12 protein-coding genes are annotated in these 23,646 nt (G+C 72.6%); 7 read left to right on the top strand and 5 right to left on the bottom strand.

Annotation, left to right across the window (positions count from 1 at the left end):
• Positions 1–146: 146 nt before the first annotated feature.
• The gene (locus ACZ4U1_RS11605; RefSeq protein WP_467902308.1) at positions 147–1,085 is read right to left on the bottom strand and encodes a ScbA/BarX family gamma-butyrolactone biosynthesis protein; all 939 of its coding nucleotides are present in this window, start codon (positions 1,083–1,085) and stop codon (positions 147–149) included.
• Between the two features lie 79 nt (positions 1,086–1,164).
• Here ACZ4U1_RS11605 and ACZ4U1_RS11610 point away from each other — a divergent pair, with 79 nt between their 5' ends.
• From ACZ4U1_RS11610 to ACZ4U1_RS11620, 3 genes are read left to right on the top strand one after another with little or no spacing between them, the layout of a single operon-like run.
• Positions 1,165–1,788 carry a ScbR family autoregulator-binding transcription factor gene (locus ACZ4U1_RS11610; protein WP_467902309.1) on the top strand — a complete coding sequence of 208 codons (624 nt, stop codon included), beginning with the start codon at positions 1,165–1,167 and terminating at the stop codon, positions 1,786–1,788.
• Entirely contained in the window at positions 1,785–2,663 is an 879-nt protein-coding gene (locus ACZ4U1_RS11615; protein WP_467902311.1) for an NAD(P)H-binding protein, read from the top strand. The genes ACZ4U1_RS11610 and ACZ4U1_RS11615 overlap by 4 nt, the downstream gene beginning before the upstream one ends.
• A 26-nt stretch (positions 2,664–2,689) precedes the next feature.
• On the top strand, positions 2,690–3,448 hold the full coding sequence (locus tag ACZ4U1_RS11620) for an SDR family NAD(P)-dependent oxidoreductase (RefSeq protein ID WP_467902312.1): 759 nt from the start codon (positions 2,690–2,692) through the stop codon (positions 3,446–3,448).
• Between the two features lie 51 nt (positions 3,449–3,499).
• Here the strand turns inward: ACZ4U1_RS11620 and ACZ4U1_RS11625 are convergent, their stop codons facing one another.
• On the bottom strand, positions 3,500–4,675 hold the full coding sequence (locus ACZ4U1_RS11625; protein ID WP_467902313.1) for an IS701 family transposase: 1,176 nt from the start codon (positions 4,673–4,675) through the stop codon (positions 3,500–3,502).
• Between the two features lie 504 nt (positions 4,676–5,179).
• Here ACZ4U1_RS11625 and ACZ4U1_RS11630 point away from each other — a divergent pair.
• Entirely contained in the window at positions 5,180–6,370 is a 1,191-nt protein-coding gene (locus ACZ4U1_RS11630; RefSeq protein WP_467902314.1) for a helix-turn-helix transcriptional regulator, read from the top strand.
• A gap of 197 nt (positions 6,371–6,567) precedes the next feature.
• On the opposite strand, the gene ACZ4U1_RS11635 is transcribed toward ACZ4U1_RS11630, so the two are convergent.
• Positions 6,568–7,779 carry an McrC family protein gene (locus ACZ4U1_RS11635; protein ID WP_467902316.1) on the bottom strand — a complete coding sequence of 404 codons (1,212 nt, stop codon included), beginning with the start codon at positions 7,777–7,779 and terminating at the stop codon, positions 6,568–6,570.
• Positions 7,776–9,584 carry a DUF4357 domain-containing protein gene (locus ACZ4U1_RS11640; protein ID WP_467902318.1) on the bottom strand — a complete coding sequence of 603 codons (1,809 nt, stop codon included), beginning with the start codon at positions 9,582–9,584 and terminating at the stop codon, positions 7,776–7,778. Before ACZ4U1_RS11640 ends, ACZ4U1_RS11635 begins: the two co-directional genes overlap by 4 nt.
• Positions 9,585–9,716: 132 nt before the next feature.
• On the opposite strand from ACZ4U1_RS11640, the gene ACZ4U1_RS11645 reads away from it, so the two are divergent.
• The 3 genes from ACZ4U1_RS11645 (at position 9,717) to ACZ4U1_RS11655 (ending at position 20,700) form a co-directional block, all read left to right on the top strand.
• Positions 9,717–12,038, top strand: coding sequence for a DUF7168 domain-containing protein (locus tag ACZ4U1_RS11645; RefSeq protein ID WP_467902320.1), 2,322 nt, complete (start codon positions 9,717–9,719; stop codon positions 12,036–12,038).
• Between the two features lie 261 nt (positions 12,039–12,299).
• On the top strand, positions 12,300–14,591 hold the full coding sequence (locus ACZ4U1_RS11650) for a hypothetical protein (RefSeq protein ID WP_467902321.1): 2,292 nt from the start codon (positions 12,300–12,302) through the stop codon (positions 14,589–14,591).
• An 85-nt stretch (positions 14,592–14,676) separates the two neighbouring features.
• A complete protein-coding gene (locus ACZ4U1_RS11655) occupies positions 14,677–20,700 on the top strand; it encodes a hypothetical protein (protein ID WP_467902323.1) in 6,024 nt (2,007 codons plus the stop codon).
• A 7-nt stretch (positions 20,701–20,707) separates the two neighbouring features.
• Here the strand turns inward: ACZ4U1_RS11655 and ACZ4U1_RS11660 are convergent, their stop codons facing one another.
• Complete coding sequence (locus ACZ4U1_RS11660; protein WP_467902324.1) at positions 20,708–23,644, bottom strand: helicase-related protein; 2,937 nt, start codon at positions 23,642–23,644, stop codon at positions 20,708–20,710.
• Positions 23,645–23,646: the final 2 nt, after the last annotated feature.

Below are 23,646 nucleotides of genomic sequence, written 5' to 3' on the forward strand. Positions count from 1 at the left end.
TCCCCCCCCCCCCCCCCCCCCCCCACCCCCACCCCCCCCCCCCCCCCCCCCGCCGCCCCCCCCCCCCCCCCCCCCCCCCCCCCCCCCCCCCGACCGGGTGATCGTCAGGTGTCCCGCCGTCCCCCCTGCCGGGGGGGAGGGGAACGCTACCCGCGCCCCGGCTCCGCCTCGTCCAGCGTGACCGTGCAGGAGAACACCTCCTGGCCGTTCTGGCGGCCGGTCACGGACAGCCGCGTACGGCCCACCGTGTCACCGGCGCCGCGCCGGGCCTCGATCCAGGCGGGGGCGTCCAGTTCCGCGTAGCGGTGGAACCGGGTGTCCATCGCCGTCACGCAGCCCGCCGGCCGGCCGCAGGCCGCGTGGGCCGCCTGCTGGGCGGCTTCCAGGAGCAGCATGCCGGGAACGTGATCGACGGGGTGGTCGAAGAGCACCGTGTGCTCGGTGTCGACCCTCAACTGCCACCGCCGGGCCGTGTCGGTGGGCGCCAGGACGACGTCGTACGCGTCGTCGCGGCCCACGGAGCCGGCGGGCACCGCCGGTGGCACCGGTATCGGACGTATCGCGGCCGGGTCGGCAGGGGTGCCGCGCAACCGCCGGTAGACGGCCGGGGCCTGGATCGTGAAGCGGCTGCTCGCGGCGGCCAGGGGTATGCCGTCCCGCAGGACGTCGTAGGTGAGTGACAGCAGCGCCACGGCGTCCCGGCGGCGCACCACTTCCCGGGCCCGCACACGCAGTTCGACGTCGGCGTCCGGACCGTCCGCGCGCAGGAGCGCGGGGTCGAGGCACCACGTGTAGGTGTCCCAGACCAGGTGGTGGCCGAAGGGGACGCCGTATGCCTCGTGCGACAGTAACGGGAAGCTCTGCCGGATGGTCTCGCTGAGGAGAAGCGGGCGGTGCCGGGAGCCGGGCGCGGTGTAGAACGCGTGGTTCCCGGGCCAGCGAGCGGTGACCACGAAGTGGTCCTGCCCGACGCTCCGCCAGCCGGTCAGGAGTACCTCGGTGGCATGGTGTTTGTGAACCGACTGCCGTGCCACTCGGGGCGGGTTCGGGACGGTGGGGTCAAGAGCCGATGGCTTGGACAACATCACTCCCTGGACTAAGCGTCAGTCGTCTGTGAACATAAAAGATGTTCTTTTTCTTGTCGAGGAGGGTTGAGGCAGAGCGATGGCTCCACCGACCCAGGAGAGAGCCCTGCGCACCCGCGAAGCACTGCTGTGGGCAGGGGCGGAGGTGTTCGACGAGTTCGGATACGCGGGTGCGGGCATCTCCCGCATCCTTGAACGGGCGAAGGTCACCGCCGGCGCTCTCTACTTCCACTTCAAGTCCAAGGAAGGGCTGGCGCGCGCCGTGATGAACGCCCAGGCCCAGGTGATCGAGCCGAAGCTGAACTCCCACGGCCTGCAGAGGCTGGTGGACATCACCTTGGTGTGGGCCTGGGAGCTTCAGACCAACGCGCTGCTGCGCGCGGGTGTGCGGCTCTCGGTGGAACAGGGCGGCTTCGGCCTGCGGGACCCCTCCTCCTACCTGGGCTGGAAGGAGATAATGGCCGATTGCCTGCGCTCGGCCGTCGACGAGGGCGAACTGCTGCCCGGAGCCAGGCCGGAGGACACGGCGGAATTCCTGGTGGCCGCGTGCACCGGCCTCCAGCTCTACTCCCAGATGGTGAGCAACCGCGCGGACCTGCCCCGACGCACGGTCATGATGTGGCGGGTGCTCCTGCCCGGTCTCGCCCGGCCCGAGACCGTCGCGCGGCTCGACCTGGACGCCACGAGGGGCAGGGCCGGATGAGCGCGTGCATCGCGGTCGCGGGCGCCTCCGGCACCGTCGGGCGCCGCCTGACCGAGCTGCTGCATGACGACCATGCCGTGCGATCGCTGACCAGGTCTCCCGAGCAGGCCGCCCGCCGCGGTGTCCGAGGCCGCCTCGTCCACGCGGACTTCGGGCGCCGCGCCGGCCTGGAACGCGCCCTGGAAGGCGCCGACGCCCTGTTCGTCGCCACCATCGATCCCGTCGACCCCTGTCACGACGCGCACCTGGCCGCCGCGGCCAGGGCAGCAGGAGTGCGTCACGTGGTCAAGCTGTCCGCCCTCGCCGTCACCGACGCGGACGCGCAGGACCTCATCACGCGATGGCAGCGCGAGTGCGAACACCTCTGGCAGACCTCAGGTCTGACCTGGACGCTCCTGCGGCCGCGCGCCTTCATGTCCAACTGCCTGAGCTGGGCGGGAGCCATACGTGCCGGCGAGCCGGTGCGCGCGCTGCACGGAGACACCCCCAACGCGTGTGTCGACCCGGCGGACGTGGCCGAGGTCGCTGCCCGCGCCCTCACCGGCCCCGAGCACCGCGGCCGCGCCTACGCTCTGACGGGGCCCCACGCCATCTCGGCGCGAGAGCAGGTGGCACAGCTGGCCACGCTCCTGGGGCGGCCCGTCCCCTACCGGGACCTGACCGAGCGGGAAGCGCTGGAGCGCTCGCGCACGCGGTATCCGGAGCCCATGGCCCGGGCGGTGCTGGAGATGGCCGGGCGCCAGGTCGCCGGGGCCAAGGCCGCCGTCACACAGGACGTGCTGCGGGTGACCGGCCGCCCTCCGGGCACGTTCGAGGCATGGGCCCGCAGGAACCTCGCCGAGTTCCGCCGGGCGAGCCACCCGGTCGGACCCTGACACACACCCCTGGGAGCTGCACCTCCATGCTTTTGCAGAGCAAGACCATCATGATCACCGGATGCTCCAGCGGCATCGGAGCGGCGGCGGCCCGGTTGTTCGCCGCGGAGGGCGCCAACGTCGTGCTGATGGCCCGGCGTGAGCGGCTGCTGCGGGAGCTGGAGAACGAGATCGCCCGCGCGGGCGGCTCGGCGGTGTCGGCACCGGGCGACGTCACGGACGAGCGGGATGTCGCCCGGGCCGTCGAGATCGCGGTGCAACGGTTCGGCCGGCTGGACGGGGCCTTCAACAACGCCGGCTGGGCATCGGTCGGAAAGCTGCTGCACGAGACCGACCAGGCGGACTACGACCGTGTCATGGACGTGAACGTGCGGGGCGTATGGAACTGTCTGCGCCGGCAGGTACCGGCGATGCTGGCCGACGGGCAGGGCGGTTCGATCGTGAACACGTCCAGTGTGGCCGGGGTACTGGCCCCCGGGTCGGGCGCGCCGTACGTGGCCGCGAAGCACGCGGTGCTGGGCCTGACGCGCGCGGCGGCGGCCGATTACGGCGAGCAGGGCATCCGGGTGAACGCCCTGGTGGTCGGTAGTGTCAGAACCGAGTTGATGGACGAAGTACTCGGCAAGCAGCCGGAGTTGGAGGGTCCGTTCGTGCAACGTTCGTCCCAGAAGCGCATGGCGGCGCCTCGCGAGGTCGCTGAGGCCGCGGCCTGGCTCCTCGGCGACCGGGCGTCGTTCGTCACGGGCACCGCCATGCCGGTGGACGGGGGCTGGACCGCGGCCTGATCCACCGGCTCGCCGGTGGGCCCCATGGGCGCGCGCCCGCAGCCGGGACCGTCAGGCGCTCAGGCGCTCGCTCGTACCCGACCGCAGGCGCCGGTAGGCGTACGCGGCGGACACCATCGTCATGTGGTGGTGCCAGCCGGGGTAGGACCGTCCCTCGAAGTCCGTGAGGCCGTAGTCCTCTCCCAGCGTGTGCAGGGTTTCCCGCACCAGTCGCTGACGGTGCATCAGGGAGAATGTGTACCCTATGTCCCTTCGGCGCAGCGTGCTGAGCCAGAACTGAGGCTCCTCGGCCTCGCCGGGGAAGGAGAGGGAGAGGAGCCGGTAACGGCGGGGGGAGGCGCCGGGGTCGCGTTGCCCGGGCAGCCGCACCAGCGCCGAGCGGACCTCTACCGGTCCGGACCCGTCGTCGTACAGGGACAGCGCCGCCCGGGAATGCACTCCCCCTTCTCTGGTCGCGTGCTCCGCGGTCGACACGACGGGGGACAGGGGGGAGCCCGTACCGCGGGTGGGCTCGATCACGGGGTGGTCGGGGCGCACCCGGACGAGGAACTCCCTGCTGCCGAGGGCGGGCACGCCGGGGTCACGGGCCAGATCCCCGGTCGTCGTCAGGTCGGCGACGAGCGGCGCGCGCTCCATCCCCCGTACCGCGCCGGAGGTGGCCGCCATCTCCAGGGCACCCGTCCAGGCTGATCCCCCCTCGACGGTGTCGGGAATCCGCGCCCGTCGTCGCAGTGCCGCGTCCTCGCACCACCTGCCGTCCAGTACCAGACGCCAGTCCACGGGGATCGCCTCGGTGCGCGAGGCGAGGAACAGGCCTACTCCCACCTGGCAGTTGACCGTGCCTCCGGTGCCGGGCACGAAACGGCGGTGGACGCCGACCGAGTGGCCCCCCTTCTTCTCGGACACGAACGTGCCGGCGACCCACGCGTGATCCGGGAGGTGGCCCGCCGCCAGGCGGGCGAGGACGGAACGGGGTGCTTGCCAGTCCCAGGGGCTGGAGGTGATGAACTGCTGGAGTGCCTGGCCGGCACTCGGTTCGGCGCACATCTGCACGGCCAGGCGCTTCATCGTCTTGCGGCCTGGCGTGCTCAGCAGTCCGCGCAGGTACACATCGGCCCAGCGCCGTTGGTCGGCGCGGGGCAGGGCCCTGAAGACGGTGCGGACGAAGTCGGTCAGCGGCCACGCGGTGCGCGCGAACGGCGAACCGGCAGGGCAGGTGGTGACCATGGTGTGTGCGTCCCCCCTTGGTGTGTCGGTGATAACCTCGACCCCAAAAACATAGCAGACGTTCTCTTTGTTTTGGCAGGGGAACCGGTCGGTCGGCGGCGAGGCGCCCAGGGGGGAAGGAGGTCGGCGAGCAACTTGACCAAGTAGGCGAGAGTTGAACGACCATCCTTGTGTCAACCGGAGCCGCGGGTGACCGTTTATGCCAGGTGGCGGTTCCCATGGCAACGGCGCCGGCGTGCGGCTCCCAGGTGGCGAGGTCGTCTCTCGTACGCAGCCACTGACCTCTCCGCCTCTTGCGGATCAGAGGTGGAGCCCTGCCACCCAGTTGTCCCCTCTGCTTTTCATCCCCACGCTGACAGAAGGTGACAGGACGTGAACACAGTGCTGGAGGCTGGAACTCATCCCCTGCACGGTCGAGTCTCGGAAGTCTCCACGCTCAGACAAGCGATTCGTTCCGCGCATCGGTCCGGAAGCCTCCGTATCTCCTTCGAGGGGCTGCCGGGTATGGGCAAGTCCCGTCTGCTCGCCGAGGCCGCCTCCGTGGCCGAGGCGGCCGGCGCGACGGTGCTGCGAGGCCTGCGGGAGGAAGCCGGATCCTACGACCGCGCCGTCGTCGTCCTGCTGGACGACACCCACTGCTCGGACGGAACCGATGTCAGGGCACTGGAACGGGTGTGCCGGAAGGCCGCAGGGCAACCGGTCATCTGGTGCACCAGCCGGCGCTGGGGCCGACCCAACAGCCCACTGGACCTCGCCCTCGCCTCCCTGGCCGTGCCCCGCCGGCTGTTCCGGCTGCGGCCGCTGGACGACGACGCGGCCCAGCGGATGGCCTACGACATCCTGGGCGCGGAACCGGACCAGGAGCTGGCCCGGTTGGTGTCCTCGCTGTCCGGACACCCCCAGGCACTGCAGATCCTCCTCGAAGGGCTCATGGACGAGGGCGGGGTGACCGTCGATGTGAGGGCCGGGCTGAAGACCGACTGCCTGCCGGAGGAGTTCAAGGGGTTGGTGCGGCTCTATCTGCAGGACTGCTCCCCCTCGACCACCCATCTGCTCCTCGTCGCTTCCGTCCTGGGCACGCATCTGATCTTCGGAGAGCTCACCGAGGTGCTCGGGCAGAAGGCGTCACAGCTGTTGCGGGACATCCAAGAAGCCGTCACCGCCGGGTTGTTGAGCCAAGACGGCAAGGACGTGCGGTTCGCCAACCCCCTGTTCCGCCGTGTCATCCGCGACTCCATGGCCGTCTCGGCACAGCTGGCCATACGGCAGCAGGTGGACGAGTACCGGGCCCGTCAGTTCGGCGCGGCCCTCGACGGGACCGGGGGGTTCTTCACCGCGCCCGCCCCGCAGGCTCCCGAGCGCCCCGGCGCGGCCGACGCCGACCCCGCCGGACGCGCGCCCGCGGCGGCCGGTCCCGGCACCGCGCCGCGCGTCGCCGGGTGGGACCGCCTTACGGAAAAGCAGGTGGCCATCGCACGGCTCACCGTGCAGGGGCTCACCAACAAGGAGATCGCCGGGCGCCTGTACGTGTCCCCGCACACGGTGAATTACCACCTGCGCAAGATCTTCCAGGCCCTGTCGATCCGCTCTCGGACCGATCTGGTGCGCCTCGCCCACACCGCCGTGGTCGATGATCCCGGACCCGTGGGCGTCACGGAACACCGGACCGGAGGCTGGGCGAGCGGCAGGAACTGACGTTCCGCCGTTCGCGTCCTTGTCACCGCCGGAGTCGGTGGCGACCGGCGGCCTGTCGGCGGTGCTGGGCGCGGCCGCGCGGCAACCGGGCCGCCGTCGGTCGCCGTCCGCACCCCCGACGGCACGACGACGACCACGCTCACCCACCACTGTCCGCCCTCCCCTGGGTGAGGAGTCGTCGTGAGCGGACCGCCGTCCTACGCCGGAGCGGTGTTCACCAGCCGGACGGCCACCTCACCGAGGTCCGCGAGCAGGCCGGAGGGTTCCTGGTCCAGGTCCAGGGCGTGCTGATGGATGACGACGCCGGTGTGCCGCACGGTGTGGGCGGCGTGCGCGGCGTTCCCCTTGGCGTACACCAGGTGGCCCTCGGGCAGGCCGAGGGCGGTGCAGTACGCGAGCATCTGGTAGAGGTCGGCGTCCGGGAAGCCGTCCCGTTTCTGCGCCTTGTACTTGGCGTCCACGACGGCCCGTACCGCGCCGTCCGGTCCGTACAGCACGAAGTCGGGCTTCATACGGATCGCGGCGGCCACGTCGAGGTGGTGCGGGTCCTGGAGCCGCGCCAGATGTCCGTGCGCACGGCAGGCCTCCCGCAGGGCCGTTGTCACGAAGTCCTCGAAGAGCTTGTTCATGTCGAACAGGAAACCGTCGACACGGAGTCCGCCGGGGGCGTGCTCGAACGAGGTGTCGTCCAGCACGGCGTGGGCCAGGCGCAGTGCCTGGTGGTACCGGGAGTTCAGACGTGTCGGCCGCCACGCCGGAAGCGGCCGCCCGCGTGCGATCACGTCGACGCCGGCCAGCCGGGCACGCTGGTGGAGGAGCCTGCGGCGCACCTCGCCCGGCACACCGGGCAGCCGCAGCAGGCGTTCCACGGCCGTGCGCAGGATGCGGTTCTCCGCGATGTCGGTGGTGAACTCGTCGTAGGCCACCTCGACCGGCAGCACGGACCCGAACCGCCGCCGTATCTGCTCGGTCTCCCGGATCCGGCCGCGCACCACGAGGGAGGACTCCTCCGTCGTCCGGTACCCCTGGAGAAGTCCCTGGCGCAGGGCCCGGTCCACCTGCCGCTCCACGGCGTGGGCGAGGGCCGGCAGGAGATCGCGGTGCCCGGCGACCTCGACGTCCCCGTCCCGCCACATGCCCTTCGGGTTCAGGGTGTAGCCGAGGAGGAAGAACAGGCGCGCGATCGGAACCTTCGGCGCGATCCGCACCGTGAACGAGCCGGCCCCACCCGGCGCCGTGACGGCCACCGCACCGACCTTGCTGCCGGCCCGCAGGGACCAGCGTCCGGGGGTGTACGGATCCGGAGCCGCCTCCACGACGCCCCCGGACGCCAGCGCACGCCCGACGGGGTCCGGCAGAGCGACACCGACGGCGGGCGCGTGCTCGACCAGGTCGACCGCTCTCGTCACCCGAGCGACTCCCGGAGAGCGGCGAGACCGTAGCGCTTCTCGATGTCCACGCCCTCGCCGTAGTGGTGCTCCTCCAGCAGGGGGAGGATCCTGGTCCGCCAGGTGCGCTCCAGACCGCCCTCCCGGTAGACGCCCTTCTTCATCAGGTACGAGGGCCCGATGCGGAAGTCCGGGTCCTCGATACGGGAGTTCAGCGCGTCCAGCAGGTCGGCCGGCTCGGCGTCGCGGCCCTCGCGCAGCAGCCAGCGGCGCAGCAGTCCGCTCGTCGGCTCGGTGCGCGGAGAGAGCTCCACGAAGGCGAAGCGCCGCCGCATGGCCGCGTCGACCAGGGCGATCGAACGGTCGGCGGTGTTCATGGTGCCGATGACGAACAGGTTGGGCGGCAGTGCGAAGTCGTCGCCGGAGTAGGTGAGCCGCACCGACTTGTTCCGGTACTCCAGCAGGAAGTACAGCTCGCCGAAGACCTTGGCCAGGTTGGCGCGGTTGATCTCGTCGATGATCAGGAAGTGCGGGATGTGGTGGTTGCCCTCGCGGGAGGCGAGATCGGCCAGTTCACGCAGCGGGCCGGCGGTCAGCCGGAAGGCGACCTGCCGGGTCCGCGGGTCCTCCTGCGGCCGGAAACCCTCGAAGAAGTCCTCGTACGCGTACGACGGATGGAACTGCACGAGCTTGACCTGCTCGGGACCGCCGCCGAGGAACTCGGCCAGTTTCAGGGCGAGATACGTCTTGCCCGTGCCCGGCGGACCGTAGAGCACCAGCTGGCGCTCGTCGCACAGCAGGTCGCGGACCTCGCGGAGCCAGCCGACGTCGTGGACGAGGAGTTCAGCGGCCAGCTCCTCCGTGGGGACGGGCAGCTCCGGTTCCCGCCGGGCGGTGAGGGCGGGGATCTCCGCACTCGGGTCCCGGTCGGCCGCCTCGGCCTCCTCGACCAGGTCCTCGTCGCTCATCCCCAGGCCGTCGACGAGGTCCTTCACCGCCGTCAGGTCGATCACGTCGTGCTGGGCGGACAGCTTCTGCTGCAGTGCCTCGGGCAGCTCCTCGTACGGGTGCCCCCGCTCCGCCCAGTCCACCGGACGGCGCAGGTCGGACCGGCTGTCCTCGGAGGCGAGCTGCTCCGCGTCCCCGGTGATCTCGCCGACGTGGAGACGGCCGCCCGAGATGGTGCACACGGTGTCGCCCGGTCTCATCCGGGAGAGGAACATGTGCAGTTCCTCGACCAGCTGCACCTTCTGGTTGTACGTCGCCGTGGAGGCGTAGTCCTCCTCCACGGCCGCCCGCAGACGTTCCTTGCTGACGCCCTGCTCGACACCCTGCCGCAGATGCCGGGCCTGCAGGGTCACCAGTCCCTCCGGCAGCCACAGCCGCCGCACGAGGTCGAGACCGGAGACGTTGGATCCGCGGACCAGCCAGGCGCGGCTGCGGCCCCACCACACCTGGTCGAGATAGTCGGAGAGCGGATGGCCGTCCGCCGACTTCCACTCCAGCCAGCCGTTGGCACTGCGGCCGACCAGGATCTCGGCGGCGGCCGACGGCGAGTTGCACTCGACGTCCCGCGTCGTCTCCAGCCAGCCAGGCCAGGTGGCCGACCGGGTGAGGACCCCCTCGTCGATCAGCCGCTGTCTCAGCCGGTACGAGGACGGCATACGGGCCGGAAACGACGGCACCACCTCCGGCCGGCCCGGAGACCCGGCCAGGACGACGAACTTCTGGCTGCCGTTCGTCCCCTTCTCCGTCAGCAGCCGCCCCCGGGCCTCGGGACCGCCACCGGGCAGCCGCAGCCGGAACTCCGGGTACGCGTCGGCCATGGAAATCGCCCCCCTGTAGATGCCGTTCCCCTCTGCCCCGCAGCGTACTGGCCGGCACGGACAACCCCGTGCCGGCCGACCCGGCACCGCTCCTAGGATGATCACGACGGGACGGCATGCGGAGGGGGACACATGGCGGACGACGGACGCGACGGCCCGGCGGCCGAAGCCTTCCGGCGAGCGCGCTCCCGGTGGCTGGAGGGCAGGATCCGGGATCTCGCCGCCGTCCTGGAGACCACCGCGCCCGGCCTGTACGGGCTGCTCCCCGCCGACCTCGGTGACCGGCGCACGGCAGCCGCCGTCACCCTGGCGAGGATCGCGGCCGACGAGGCGCGGGCACAGCCGGTGGCCGAGTCCGTCGGCTGGCTGGAGCGGCTGATACCCGGCGGCTACCGGCACGACCTGGCGGCAGACGTCCGCGAGGTGCGGTCGCTGATCGCCGACAGCGGCGAGCCCGCCCTGTGGGCCTGGAACGCCGAGGGCTGGGAGGAGATGCTGCTGTGGTGGTGGCGCCGCCACCAGCCGCGCACCGGTGACCCCGAGCGGGACTTCGCGGAGTGGCGGGCGCGCTGGTCCGCGGAGGTTCCGTGGAACGGCGACATCGACCGGCCGGAGTGGGCGCCCCGCCGGCACGGCCGCGCCCTCGTCACCCCCGCGGAGTTCCTCGCCCGCGAACCGGAGCCGCTCCGCCTGCTGGCCCGGGCGGTCATCAGCGCGCCCGGCACGGTCGCCGCGGTGGAGGACGCCGTACTCCTGCGCGAGGAGCACCTCCAGGGCGCCGGGCATCTCAGGTGGCTGGCCGAGCAGCAGGCCGGTGTGGAGCAGGTGGAGGCCTGGCGGCGCGTACAGCAGAAGACCGGCTCCGAGGCCACGCGGGCGTTCCTCGCCGAGCTGTCCGAGGCGGTCAAGCGCTACATGTCGCTGGTCCTCCAGCCCGTGATCGACGCCCTTTCGCCCTGCGAGCGGGCCCTGTTGCACGACAGCAGGCCCGGGGCCCGGCGCACGGCGGCCGACTACCTGGAGACGTTCCTCGACTGGTACGAGCAGCCGGACGTGGACGCCTGGGAGGACGACGGCCTGGGGTACGACATCGCCTGGGAGGCGCGCGAGCGTCACGAGCGCCACGAGACCACGTGGCAGGGCATGCTCGGCACGATCCCCGTCTGGTACCACATCGTCCGGTCGCCGCAGGAGAGAGCGGCCGCGCTGGCCTACTCCGGGCGGCCGTCGACGTCGGTCGTCCGCGTACGCACCGGCGACGCGGAGGCGAGCACGGGCTTCGACCTGTGGGACGAGGAGCTGTGGGACGAGGAGCCGGGGGACCAGGACGAGGAGACGGCCGACTGGTACCCGGAGCCCGGCATCACCGTCCGCTACGAGCCGTACGACGCCTCCGGACTGTGCGCCCTGCTCGCCACGGCCCAACTCGGCCACGCGCGCCTGGAGTTCCTGGTCGCCCGGGCCGACGGCAGCATCGGCCGCCTCCGCACGGTCCGTGCCCGGGTCCGCCAGGACGACGCGGACGCCTGGCGGCGCTGGGCCCTCGCCGCACTGGCCGGACTGGCGCCCGACCCGGAGGACCTGGCCGACCTGATCACCGGGTCGGGGCAGGACGGAGCCAAGGAGCGGGAGGGGCGGGAGGAGCGGGAGGAGCCCGCGCCGGACGCCGCCCCCGGTCCGGACGCCACCGGTCCCACCCGCAGGGCGATGTCCCCCGAACTGCTCACCAAGGTCAAGGCGTTGCTGCGCAAGGCGGAGGACCGGGGAGCGACCCAGGAGGAGAGCCGTGCCTTCCTGGACAAGGCCATGGAACTCATGGCCAAGTACGGGATCGAACGGGCCATGCTCGACGACGTCGGCGAGCCCGCCCGGCCCACGGACAGGATGATCGACGTGCACCCTCCGTACGCCAAGGAGGTGCGCCGGCTGCTCAGCCGCATCGCGCAGGAGATGCGCTGCCAGAGCGTGCTCATCGACACCCGCGACAACCGGCGCCGGCTGCACCTCTTCGGCTACGAGTCCGACATCCAGGCGAGCGAAGTACTGTTCGCCAGCCTGCGTTTGCAGATGCTCACCGGCGCGGACGACGCCGGCCGGCGGCACCGCCCCGCGGGCGAGGACGCCCGCGCCTACAAGCGCTCCTGGATGCTCGGTTTCATCAGGGAGGTCACCGCACGCGTCGGCGCCGCCCAGCGCGCGGCGAGCGAGGCCGCGGGCCAAGGGGCCGCGGCCGGCGGGACGAGCCCGTCCGGACGCAGCGTCGAACTCGTCCTCGCCCACCGGTCGGCCGAGGTCGAGGCCCAGCTCAACCAGCGCTACCCGAAGCTCGGGCAGGCCCGCCCCACGAAGTTCAAGGGCTCCGGCTACTGGCAGGGCATCGCCGACGGCCGCCTCGCCGACATCGGCGGCCCGGCGTTCACCGACGGGGAGGCCGACCCGCAGCTGACCGGCTGAACGTCCACAACATCCGGTGCTTCCGGGCAGCCGCTCGTGGCTGCGTGGAAGCATCCGCCTGAACAGCTGTGCACCATCGCAAAGTGACGAAAGTGCCACCGGAATGCCACGCGTGGGCCTAGTCTGCGGAATCACCGCAGGCCGGGCTGGGGAGGCTCGTCGTGCGGCGGAGGTGTCATGGGTGGGGACCCGTACGTATCAGCAACGGTCGGCGAACGTGGGCGGACCGGGCCGTCGGTGGTGTGTCACGACGGGGCGGAGGTGCCGGATCCGTACGGCGACCGGGCCCTGCTGACCCCGGCGATGACAAGGGGCTACGACGCCGTACCCGGCCAGGAGCGGGATCGGCTGCTGCGCTATCTCGAAGCGGTGGTCGCGGCCCGCTCGGCGCCCGTGCACACCACCGTCGCGTTCAACGCCGTGTACTTCGGGTACGACCTCGGCGGCGACGGTTACGGCGGCAGCCCGCTGTCCCTGGACGACTTCCCCGTGATCACCTTCGGCGAGAGCGCTCCGGTGCTCCCGGTCGGTGCCATGGTGTGCGTCACCACCGGGTCGGACCCGCTGTACGCCGAGATCGTCTACCGGGAGGGCGCCCACCCGGAGGTGAGCCCGCTCGGTGATGTGCCGGCCTGGGTGTCCGGCGCTCCCGCGGGCGCCGAGGGGCCGGGCAGTCCCGGCAGCGGCGCGGCTCCCCGGCGGAGGGAGCTGCTGGTCCCGGACCTCGACGCCTTCGGCCCGGCCCTGAGCCTGTCACCGGCCCAGCTCCACCGCTTACGCACGCGCCGGCGCTGGATCGACGGGGACGGTCATGTCGTCGTGGACGTCCGCTACCCGTCCCGGGAGGCGGCCCGGTGCGACGACCTGACGGCGTACGCCGACCACCTCCTGACAACGGCGCGGAAACAGCTGCTCAGCCCCTTCGTGCCCGTTTCCCTCGCCGAACTGGTGGGCGGCACTCACGACGACGACCTCAGGTCCGGTCTGCTGGGTCTCCTCGACACGGTGCGGGGCGTCCTCGAGTCCAGCGGGAAGCTGCGCACGTGGGGTCACTACGCCATGACCCGGACCTCTCTCGCGGAGTGCTGGCGCGACACCGGACCGCTGGGCGGCGACGACCTCAGGTCCCTCGCGGCAGCGGTGGAACACGCGGCCACCCCGACGAGGCGGCGACACGGCCTCACCTCCCCGGTCACCGTGTACACGGCGGTCGGACCGCGGCTTCGCGGGTTCCCCGGGGCGGCGGAACCGCTGGGGGGAGTGGGGTACGCCGCAGCGGTGTGCCGGGCCAACGTGGCGCTCGCCGATGTCGTTCAACGGGACAGTGACCAAGGCCTGTTCGAGAACGGGTCCCGGATCACGCTGGACGACGCCTTCGAGGGCGGAGGCGTATGGCGGTCCCACCACCCCGGTGACGCGGAACCGCCCGGAGACCCACTGGCGCCGGCCGGACGCGGGTGGGCGTCCACGGCACGTACGCCCTCGCAACCGGAGCCGGAAGCGGAGGCGGATCCGGAACCGGAGGCGGAGCCGGAACCGGAGGTGGAGCCGGTCGATCTGCCCCTCGCCGACGACGCCTCCCTCGGGCCCGGCGAACTCCTGCGCAGCGACGCGAAGGACGTCGTCTGGCGGGCGCCCCTGCGGCTGGCCCATCTCATCCACGGCTGGTTCCCCCTGCACCCGTACGTCGCGCGGGAACTGCGCCGGTCACACGGCCGACGCCCTTCGATACGCCTCGAACTCCGCCACACCGCGCTGGACTTGGTTCCTGAGGCCGGAGGCGAGGCCGTTCAGGTTGTCGCCGCCGAACTCGGTGACGACGGTGACGGCACCGGCCGGCTGACCGGGGTGGACTGGCCCCGCGACTTCTTCCCCGGCCTGGTGTTCGAGCTGAGCTGGCCCCGCGGGGGCACGGTGATCCGCCTGGCCACGACACGGCTCCAAGAACCGGTGCAGACCGGCGACCGGGTGGTCGGGCACTGCTTCGACCCCCGTGTGCTCACCCGGGAGGACGCTCCGGGCAGTGACCGCGAGGGTGACACGGCGGCCGGTCTCGGCCCCCGCCAGCTGGTCATGCGCACCGCGCGCCGCTGCGGGCTGCTCACCCTGGACGGCCATGCCCTGCTGGACCGTTCGGTCCTGCCGAGCGCGGCCTACGGGCGTCGCCCGGCCCCATCCCAGGCGGCCGCCCTGGAAGCGGCGGTCGCGGAACTGCTCGCGGAACGGCTTCTGGAGCCGGCCCTCGGCAGCCGCGACCCCTGGGGGCAACCGCACTTCCCGGCACGTCCGGGAGAACCGGCCGTCCCTCTCATCGGCTACCGCCCCGTCCGGCCACGGGTGATACGCCCCTGGGGCGGCACGGAACCGGGCGGGGGCAGCCTGCGCGTCGCCCAGTTCGTCCCCGGCCATCTGCGCCGCCTGCGGCCGGGCTGCTCGCCGAGCCAGGCGCAGCGGGCGGCCTTCCGAGAGCACTGCCGCAGGCTCGGCAAGGCGGACGGCTGGGAACTGCCCTACGGATACACGTTCGTCACCGAGCACGTGCGCGGCCGCTGATCCCCACCTCTGCTGTCTCCTCGGGCTCCTCGGCGTCGAGTGAGCCCATCCCGCGAAACCAGCCACAGAAACGGAGCATGTGTTCATGCACGACCGCTACCGCGTCGTCACGGGGCCGCCGTTGTCCCCGCCGAACGTCTCGGCCGAGAGCCTCGAAGGCCTGGCCGACGCGCTCAACGCCTTGGAGAACCCGGCCGCCGCCGCCCTGAACGACCTCACGGTCGGCATGGTGGAACTCGCCTTCAACTCCCTGCCGCCCAAGGACCGGCAGGGGTTGCTCGGCAGCCTGGGAATCCGCATGGCGGCCCCTCGACGGGCGGGCAGCGCCCTGTGCCGGGACGTACTCGCCAGACTGCGGCGCGAGTCACGGCAGCACCACTGCGTCTGCGGGGTCAGGGAACTCACGCTCACCGTGATGAGCCAGGTGGGCAGGTTCGTCTTCGCGCAGGACGACGAGACGGTCTCCGACCCCGTGTCCCGGTGGGGGACGACGCTGGTCCGGGCCGCGGTGTTCGCCTGGTGCAACGCGTCCGTGGCCGACGCGTCCGTCCTCGCCTGGGCGGCGGACCAGGACTGGTTCGGGGCGACGGCCGACGAGGAGGAGACCGCACGGCTCGCCGCCGTGGCCGACGCGGCGCGGTCCGTCATGGCGGCGTACCCGGACTTCGCCCCCGGCCCCGCGGACGAGCGGGCCTTCGCACCTGACCCTGTCGCCTCCGACGACGTACCCGCGACGGCACCCGACGACGACCGTACCGAGACGGTGACGGATCCGGAGGCGGCTTGCCGCCGGCTGGAGTCGGCCCTCGCCGAAGCCCGGCGAGCCGCGGAGAACGTGACCGGCGCGGTCACGGACGGCCGCCCTCCGCAGGACGAGGACCTGGCTCCGCTTGCCGGGCTGGGCGCCGCCTTCGACAGCGCCGACGCGGTGTTCCGAGCGGTGGGGATCGAGGGCGTACCCCGCCGACTGGAGGACATGACGCGCGCCGTGCACGCGCACCGGGCGGCGTACGAACGTGATGTGCGGGCCCGGGAGCCGCTGCGGGAACTGCTGGACCTCGCTCCCCGCCCGGACAGCTCCGCCGCTGCCGCCGCTGCCGCCGAGGCCGCGCGCGGCGCGGCCCGCCGCCTGCTGGACGCACCGGTGTGGGAGGAGCCGCAACGCGAGGAGAGCGCCGCGCTCGCCGCCTTGGCGCGGCTCGTCCGGCTCGGCCGGCAGGCGGACGCCGCGGCGGAGATCCTCGCTCTGCAGCAGCAGGTCGTGCGGGTGCTGCCCGCGTGTGCCATGGCGGCGGTCATGGCCCCTGAACTGGCGCTGGCACGGCCGGACACCGGGCACGGTGAGCCGGCCGTGCGGACGGAGGCGAGCGCGACCGAGGAGACCGCCGGTCACCCGGACGAGGCGGCCGAGCCCCACCCCGCACCGGAACCGGAAGCCGCCGCACCGGAACCGGAAGCCGCCGCACCGGCCCGGACGCCGGACTCCGGCCCGGACCACGCGGCCGACGACGCGCAGGCCGCCACGCCCGCCGACAGCGACCCGACGCCGCCCACGGACACGGACACCGAGCCCCCGGCCGCATCGGAGCCGGTGCCCGCGCCCGCGCTCACTCCCACCGCATCGCGCGAGGAGGACGAACCCACCCCGGAAACGGCCGCCGCCCCGACGACCCCGGCCCCGGCCACGGACGACGACTCCGACGAGGACGCGGCCGAGCGGACCCTGGTGCAGCTGGTCGTGGAACGCCGCTTCGGGCTCGCCCACCACGTCGCGGGCGCCGCCGGGCACCCCGGGCCGCAGGTGACGGCGCTCCGCCTGGCCGGTGCCGCCGCGCTGCTCACCTCCGGTGACAGCCAGGGCGCCCGGCTGACCGCCGACCTGCTCCAGCAGTACGGCGGACACGCGGGCCGGGACGCGGAGGGCAGCGAACTCCTCCTCCTGCCCGCCCTGCTGCGCACGGCGCTGATCACCGGCGACCATCTGGCGGGCGCCCAGCTCAAGGCCCTGGTGCCCCGGCTGCCGGACCGGCTCGCGGAGGCGGCGACCGCCGTCGCCGACCGTGCCCTCAGCGGAGTCCTGATGACCGCCTCCCCGCTGCTCGTCATCGCGGACGTATCCGAGACGGAGGCCCGGCTGCGGGAGCTGCGCGAACAGTGCCGTGCCCTGCTCGCCCCGCCGAGGCTGCGGTTCGCACGGGCGACGGAGATCGCCAAGCGCTGGCTGGCCCCCGAGGACGGCATGCTCGGTTCGCTGCTCACGACCGTGGTGCACGACCGCCGCGACGCCGTACCGCAGGCGCGCGAGCAGGCGGAACGCCTGTCGAAACTGACCGAGATCAACAACGAGATCGACCGCATGGACCGCAGGCACCGCTCGTCCAGCGGCAAACCGCTCCAGGGTTCCGGGCGGCAGGACCTGGTGCACCTCGTGGAGCGAGCCGCCGGCCTGGCCAAGGAGTGGTGTCTGGCGGTCGACGGCATCCGCCGCGGCGACCGCTCCGACGGCAACCGGGCGGTCAAGGAGATCTCCTCGCTGCGCCAGTCCCTGCTGGACGGCAAGGAGGCCGTACTGGCCGAACTGGAGCAGCTGGCGCGGCGCTCCGGCGCCCTCGCGGCCGCGACGGCGTGGGCGGCGCGCGCCTCGATGGAGGAGCTGTTCGCCCTGCTGGCCGGTGACCGCGCGACCACCCGTCCCGGCGGTTCCGTCTCCCCCGAACTGCTCCTGGACGCGGAACTGCTGAAGGTGTGCGACACCCTGGACGAGCGGCCGTCGCTCGACCGGCTCCTCACCGCGGCCGACCGGAGCTGGCAGGACGCCCTCGCCGAGCGGCTGTCCCGGGACGCCTTCACCGCGGCGCGCACCATCGTGGAGCTGGCCGCACGCGGTGTCCTGCCCGGCGCCCGGGCCGGGGAGTTCACCCCGCCCCCGGCCGCCGAGATCGAGGAACGGGAGGCCGCCCGGCGTACGCGGCTGCGGCGGGAGCACGACGAACTCGTCGCCGAGCTGCACCGCGCGCAGGCCGACGGCGCCGTGACCGACGACCAGGACCTGCGCCTGCAGGAACTGCTGGCCGACGCCCGCGACCGCCTCGACGGCACCGACACCCACGACCTGCTGGACGTACGGCGGGCGCTCGGCACCGTACGCGACGACCTGCCCGCCTTCCGGCAGCAGGCGGCCGGCCGGATCCGGGCCCGGCTCGACGCCCTGGACCTCACCGCGGAGGAACGCGCCCAGGTCCTGCGGCACCTGGACACCGGCGGTCTGGCCACCGCCGCCGACCTCGTCTACTTCCTGGAGATCGGCGAGCCCGTCCCGGAGATCGAGGCCGGCGAGTCCCACCTGACCGAGTTCTTCCCCGCCGTACCCGACAGCCTGCCCAGGGGCATCGACCGCGACCTCGTCGACCTCGTCCGCTCCGGCGGCAAGCACCCCACGGTCCCCGTCCTGGACTACGGCGCCCTCTCCGCCGACGAGGCGGCACTGGCGGCCGACGCGCTGGACGAGTGGCGGCAGCTCGGTGCGACCGAGCGGAAGGACCGGCTCGACGTGTCCGCACGGCGGCAGCTGCTCCCGGCCCTCAAGCTCCTCGGTTACGACGCCAAGAGCGCGAAGCCCCTGGACGAGCGGTCGCCGCACCGGCGCGAGTACCGCTTCTTCGAGGTGACCGAGGTGGAGATCAACGGCAGGGCGAAGGCACCCGCCTTCGGCTCGCAGCTCAGCGAGCAGGGCGGCAGCCTCCGCGTGCTGATGGTCTGGGGCCGTCCGCCCGCCGAGGTCGTCATGAGCCTGGCGTCGCGTGACACCAGCGGTGCGAGTCTCCTGGTCGCCTACTTCGGCACGCTGGGCCGGGAGGCCCGCGTCGAACTCGCCGCCGGTTCCCACCGGCTGCAGCCGCTGCTGGTCGTGGACGACTCCGCCCTCGCCTATCTCGCGGCCCGGGGCAACCGCCAGGTCAGCACCGCCACGCAGACACTGCTGCCGTTCTCCGGCGTCAACCCGTACATCAGGGAGAAGCGCGGCCGGATCGGCGGCGAGATGTTCTACGGCCGTGACGCCGAGCGCAAGAGCATCCTCGACCCGCGCGGCACCCAGGTCATCTTCGGCGGCCGGGGCCTCGGCAAGTCGGCCCTGCTCGCCGATGCCGGGGAACGGTTCACGGAGCAGCGCCCCGGCTACCACCAGGCGGTGTACGTCAACCTCGACCAGGAGAACATCGGCAAGGGCAGCTCGCTGGGGCCCGAGGCGCTGTGGAGCGTCCTGAACCGGGAGCTGACCGCGGCCGGAGTACTCGGCCGGCCGCAGGGCCGCAGGTCGCGGCAGGACATCTCCGACCGGGTGCGGGCCGCCGTCCGGGCCTGGCTCGACGGGGACTCGCGCCGCCGGCTGCTGATCCTGCTCGACGAGTGCGACCAGTTCTTCGAGGCGGACGCCCCCCGTTTCGACCAGACCAAGAAGCTCAAGGGTCTCGGGTCCGACACCAAGGACCGCGCCAAGGTCGTCTTCGCCGGGCTGCACTCCGTGCAGCGGTTCTCCAAGCTCGCGAGCAACGGACCGTTCGGCCATCTCGCGCAGACCCCGAAGGTGATCGGCCCGCTCGCTCCGCAGTTCGCCGCCGAGCTGCTGGTCGAGCCGATGCGGGCGCTCGGCTTCGAGTTCCAGGACATGGACCTCGTCAACCGGGTGCTCGGCTACTGCTCCTACCAGCCGTTCCTGCTCCAGATGTTCGGCCACCGGCTGGTCGAGCTGCTGCACCGCAAGCGGTCGCGGCGCGGAGCCGAAGGGCCCCCGTACCCGGTGGAGCTGGCCGACATCGAGGTCGTGGAGTCGGACGCGGGACTCAGGGACAGCATCTCGGCGGCCTTCAAGGACACGCTGAGCCTCGACCACCGCTACGACGTGATCGCCAACGTGCTGGCGTACCACGCCCGCCACCACGGCCTGGAGGTACGGCTGAGCGACGCCGAACTGCGCGAGGAGTGCGAGACGTTCTGGCGCAAGGGCTTCGAGCAGCTGGACACCGAGGGCTTCCGCGCCTACCTCTCCGAGATGGTGGGCCTCGGCATCCTCGCCCCCAACCACGACGGCCAGGGCTGGCATCTGCGCGGCCCCAACGCCCTGCGCATGATCGGCACCTCCCACGAGGTGGACGCCCGCCTGCTCAGGGCCGAACAGGACTGCGAACTCCAGGAGAGCATCGTCCAGGAGGGCCGCCCCGAGCTGCCCGACGGCCGGCCGGCTCCGCTCACCATCACCCAGCTGGACGACCTCCTCGGCGAGCGGTCCAACCAGACGAGGGTCGTCCTCGGCAGCTCCGCCACCGGCGCCGCCGACGTCGGCGACACCCTGCGTACGGTCGCCGGACGCATCGCCGACTGGAAGCTGCCGCCCGTCGGCAAGCCCAGCGTCTACAAGCAGGAACTCACCGGCGGACGACCGCGGGAACGCCGCGTCGTCATCAGCGACTTCGCCCGCTACCCGGTACGGCCGGAGACCTGCCGGGAGGCCGTCGACCTGGCCGAGACACTGCTGCCCGCCACCCCGGGCGTGACCCGCGCGGTCGTCCTCGTCACCGACCCCACCCAGCTGGCCCTGTGGCGCACCCTGCTGACGGGCGGCGAACCCACGTCGGCCGCCCCCGTGGTGCTGCGCCGCCACGACCGCCGCAGCCTGCGCGGCTGGGCCCAGCGCGTCGAGATGTTCCACACCGAGGACCGACTGGACCGCCTCCACGAGCTGACCAGCGGCTGGCCGCTCCTGGTCGGCCGGGCCCACCGTCTGCACACCGAACTCGGCGACCCCGACGAGGTGCTGCGCCGCCTGGCCGGCCTGCGCACGGACCGCACCGAGGCCCGTGCCTTCGCCGAGGCGACCGGCGTGTACACGGACCCGCTCCTCGCCTCCGGCTACCGCGCCCTCGCCGACGAGTTCGGGGACAGCGCGTTCGACCTGGAGAGCGCGGTGACCGCCGTGGCGGTCCACATCGACGACGAGGACGAGGCCCGCTGGATCATCACCTGCCTCGACGCCCTCCAGGTCTTCGACCGTGAGACCACCCAGCTACGCCTGGAACCACTCCTGCGCGCGTGCGTGGCACTCCACGTCTGACACCTGATCATGGTCCGACGCGCACCTGGTCGCGGGGCGTGGCGGGCAGGTAGACGTACGCGCCGAGGATGTCGGCCGGTTTCTGGGCCGTGACCGACAGGCCGCGGACGATCTCGCCGGAGGCCGACCGGACCCTGCGGTGGGCGGCGTCCAGTTCGGCGGCCAGGTCGTCGCCGTGTGCCTCCAGGTGTGCGTGGACCTCGGGGAGCCGGCCGAGGATGCGGGTCATCGTCCGCTCCCCGAAGTGCGCGTCGGTGTTCTCCGACGCCGTGGCGTCGAGCAGGGCCGCCGCGCGCTCCCGCGGCAGCCAGACCGCGTTCCTCGGCGCGCCCTCGAACGCCAGCAGCTTCACGTCCTCCGCCACCAGCTGCCGTTCGCCGTTCCGGGACGGGAGCGTCAGGTGGAAGCGGTAGCGGACCAGCAGCAGGGTGGTGCGCGTGGTCACCGCGTCCGTGGTGACCACACCGCAGCGGCGTGCCGGGCGGGCGCCCTCCGCCCGGGTGTCCAGGGCGGCGTTCAGGACGTGGGACGCGAGGGCGCCCACCACCGGGTCCGTGCGGACCAGGGCCGCCTCCCCGCGCGCCACCGCGGGGTCGCCGCGGAACGGGATCGCGCGGTCCTGCTCGATCACCTCCGCGCCCACGGTGGACGCGAGTGCGTCCCGAAGGCCCAGCGGGGTGCCGCCGACCTGGGCCGTGAAGTCGTCACCGTGGTCGCGCAGCACCGCGCCCAGCGCGTCCAGGGACTCCCGTACGAACGTCCGGATCTCGCCCGCGCCGCCGAGTGCGGCACGGATCGAGGCGACCTCGCGGGCCACCTCCTCCGGGTGGATCGAGCGCTGCGCGAAACGGGAGCGGGAGGTCCGCTCGCGCTCCGCCGCCGAGTTCCAGTCGTTCTCCAGCCTCTCCTTGCTCACCTTGAACCCGTCCGCGCTGAACAGCGCGTCCTGGTCCTCGCGGCCGCGCATCAGCAGCCACTCCACGATCGCGTCGGTCACGCCCGTGGACAGCTCGTCCGGGACCGACACGGAGATACCGAGGTCCTTCTTGATCTGGCGGTGCTTCTTGATGAGCACCTCCAGGACCTTCCCGTCGATGCCGTTGTCGTCGCCGTACAGGGTGACGACCCGGACCTCGTCGCGGCGCTGGCCGTAGCGGTCGACGCGGCCCTCGCGCTGGTCGTGGCGGGTGGGGTTCCAGGCCAGGTCGTAGTGGACGACCGCGTCGAAGTGGTGCTGGAGGTTGACGCCCTCGGAGAGGCAGTCCGTGGCGATCAGGACCCTGCGGGCCGCCGCGTCCTCGCCGGCCTCCGCCGCCAGCGCCTCGATCCGCTCGATGCGCTGCTGCGGCGACAGCTCACCGGTGACCGCCTTGACGACGGTCCTGGCGCCGAGCGGGCCGCGCTTCTTCTTCTCCGGGTCGTTCCCCAGCCGCTCGGCCAGGTACTTGGCCGTGGGGATGTAGCGGCAGAAGACGATCGGGTGGTAGCCGTCGGCCAGCAGCGCCTTGAGCTGCCCGATGAGCGCCTTCAGTTTGAGGTCCTGCTCCGGCCCCTCCAACTGCCGGGCTCGCTCGGCGAGTTCCGCCAGGCGCGACTTCGGCGCCCCCTCGTCCGTCTCCGCGCCCGGCGCGACGTCCATGCCCTCCATGGCGTCGCTGTCGGCCGCGTCGCTGTTCAGCGGGGCACCCAGCTTGTCGGCCTCCTCCGCCGATGCCGCGATCGCCGCAGCCGAGCGGGTCGTCAGGGTCTGCGCGGCGGCCCGTGGCGACGACACCAGGGACCGCAGCAGCGCGATCGCCGACCACCAGGCGATCCTGGCCTCCCGCTTGCCCCGTCCGCCCGCCTCCTCGACCCGCTCGCCGGCGTACGCGATCGCGTCGTCCAGCAGGGCCCGGTACTCCGGGGACAGCTTGTACGTCTCGTCCCTGAAGTAGCGGTCCGAGGGGAACGCCGTGCGCTCGGCGAGCGAGTCGTCGGCCAGGCCGTCCTCCTTCGTGAGGTACTGCCGCACGTCCGCCCGCTTGCGCGCCACGAAGTGCCGGGCCAGCAGTTTCCGGCCCGCCTCCGACTCCAGATCCACGTGCGCCAGCTCCGGTGCGACCAGGCCGAGCAGGTTGCGGAACGCCGACTCCTTGCCGCTGTGCGGGGTCGCCGTCACCAGCAGCAGGTGCCGGTCGGCGTCCTCGGCGACGCGGCGCAGCAGCTGGTGGCGCAGCTGGCTCTGGGCGCTCGCGGCGGTGTCGTCCGCGGCCACACAGGTGTGCGCCTCGTCCACGATCACCAGGTCGGGGCAGTGGCGCACGAAGTCGTCGCGGTGGCGCGGGGACTTGATGAAGTCCGTGGAGACGATCACGTTCGGGTACCGGTCGAACAGGGACTGACCCAGGTCCAGGCCCCGCTCCAGACGGGACACCGTCGAGGCCAGCACCAGCTCGGCGTCGATGGCGAACTTGATCCGCAGCTCCCGCTGCCACTGCTCGGCCAGCGCGGGGGAGCACAGCACGGCCAGACCCGTCGCCTCGCCCTGGGCCAGCAGCTCGCTCGCGATCAGGCCCGCCTCGACCGTCTTGCCGATGCCGACGTCGTCCGAGATCAGCATGCGGACGGTCTTCTGCCGCAGGGCCATCAGCAGCGGTACGAGCTGGTAGGCGCGCGGCTCCACCGAGATGCCCGCCAGGGAGCGGAACGGGCCCGCGCCCGAGCGGAAACCCACCCGCAGCGCCGTGCGCAGCAGACCGGCCGCCCGCTGGTCGCCGAGGTCGGACGGCTCGGGCGGGGCGAAGCGGGCCTCCTCGACGGGTTCGAACGGGAACACCGCCGCGATGTCGTCGTCCGAGCCGCCCAGCGGGCGCAGCACGAGCAGGTCGGGCTCGCTCTCGGGGAGCACCACCCACTCGCGGCCACGGGCCTTCACCAGGGATCCGGCGGAGAACGTGAATGCCATAG

The sequence above is a fragment of the Streptomyces sp. NPDC028928 genome, from assembly GCF_055564915.1.

Excerpts from the sequence above, each read along its gene's own strand:
- ACZ4U1_RS11605 (WP_467902308.1), bottom strand. The coding sequence starts at position 1,085 with ATGTTGTCCAAGCCATCGGCTCTTGACCCCACCGTCCCGAACCCGCCC.
- ACZ4U1_RS11625 (WP_467902313.1), bottom strand. The coding sequence starts at position 4,675 with ATGGTCACCACCTGCCCTGCCGGTTCGCCGTTCGCGCGCACCGCGTGG.
- ACZ4U1_RS11640 (WP_467902318.1), bottom strand. The coding sequence starts at position 9,584 with ATGGCCGACGCGTACCCGGAGTTCCGGCTGCGGCTGCCCGGTGGCGGT.
- ACZ4U1_RS11630 (WP_467902314.1), top strand. The coding sequence starts at position 5,180 with ATGGGCAAGTCCCGTCTGCTCGCCGAGGCCGCCTCCGTGGCCGAGGCG.
- ACZ4U1_RS11655 (WP_467902323.1), top strand. The coding sequence starts at position 14,677 with ATGCACGACCGCTACCGCGTCGTCACGGGGCCGCCGTTGTCCCCGCCG.
- ACZ4U1_RS11620 (WP_467902312.1), top strand. The coding sequence starts at position 2,690 with ATGCTTTTGCAGAGCAAGACCATCATGATCACCGGATGCTCCAGCGGC.
- ACZ4U1_RS11660 (WP_467902324.1), bottom strand. The coding sequence starts at position 23,644 with ATGGCATTCACGTTCTCCGCCGGATCCCTGGTGAAGGCCCGTGGCCGC.
- ACZ4U1_RS11610 (WP_467902309.1), top strand. The coding sequence starts at position 1,165 with ATGGCTCCACCGACCCAGGAGAGAGCCCTGCGCACCCGCGAAGCACTG.
- ACZ4U1_RS11615 (WP_467902311.1), top strand. The coding sequence starts at position 1,785 with ATGAGCGCGTGCATCGCGGTCGCGGGCGCCTCCGGCACCGTCGGGCGC.
- ACZ4U1_RS11645 (WP_467902320.1), top strand. The coding sequence starts at position 9,717 with ATGGCGGACGACGGACGCGACGGCCCGGCGGCCGAAGCCTTCCGGCGA.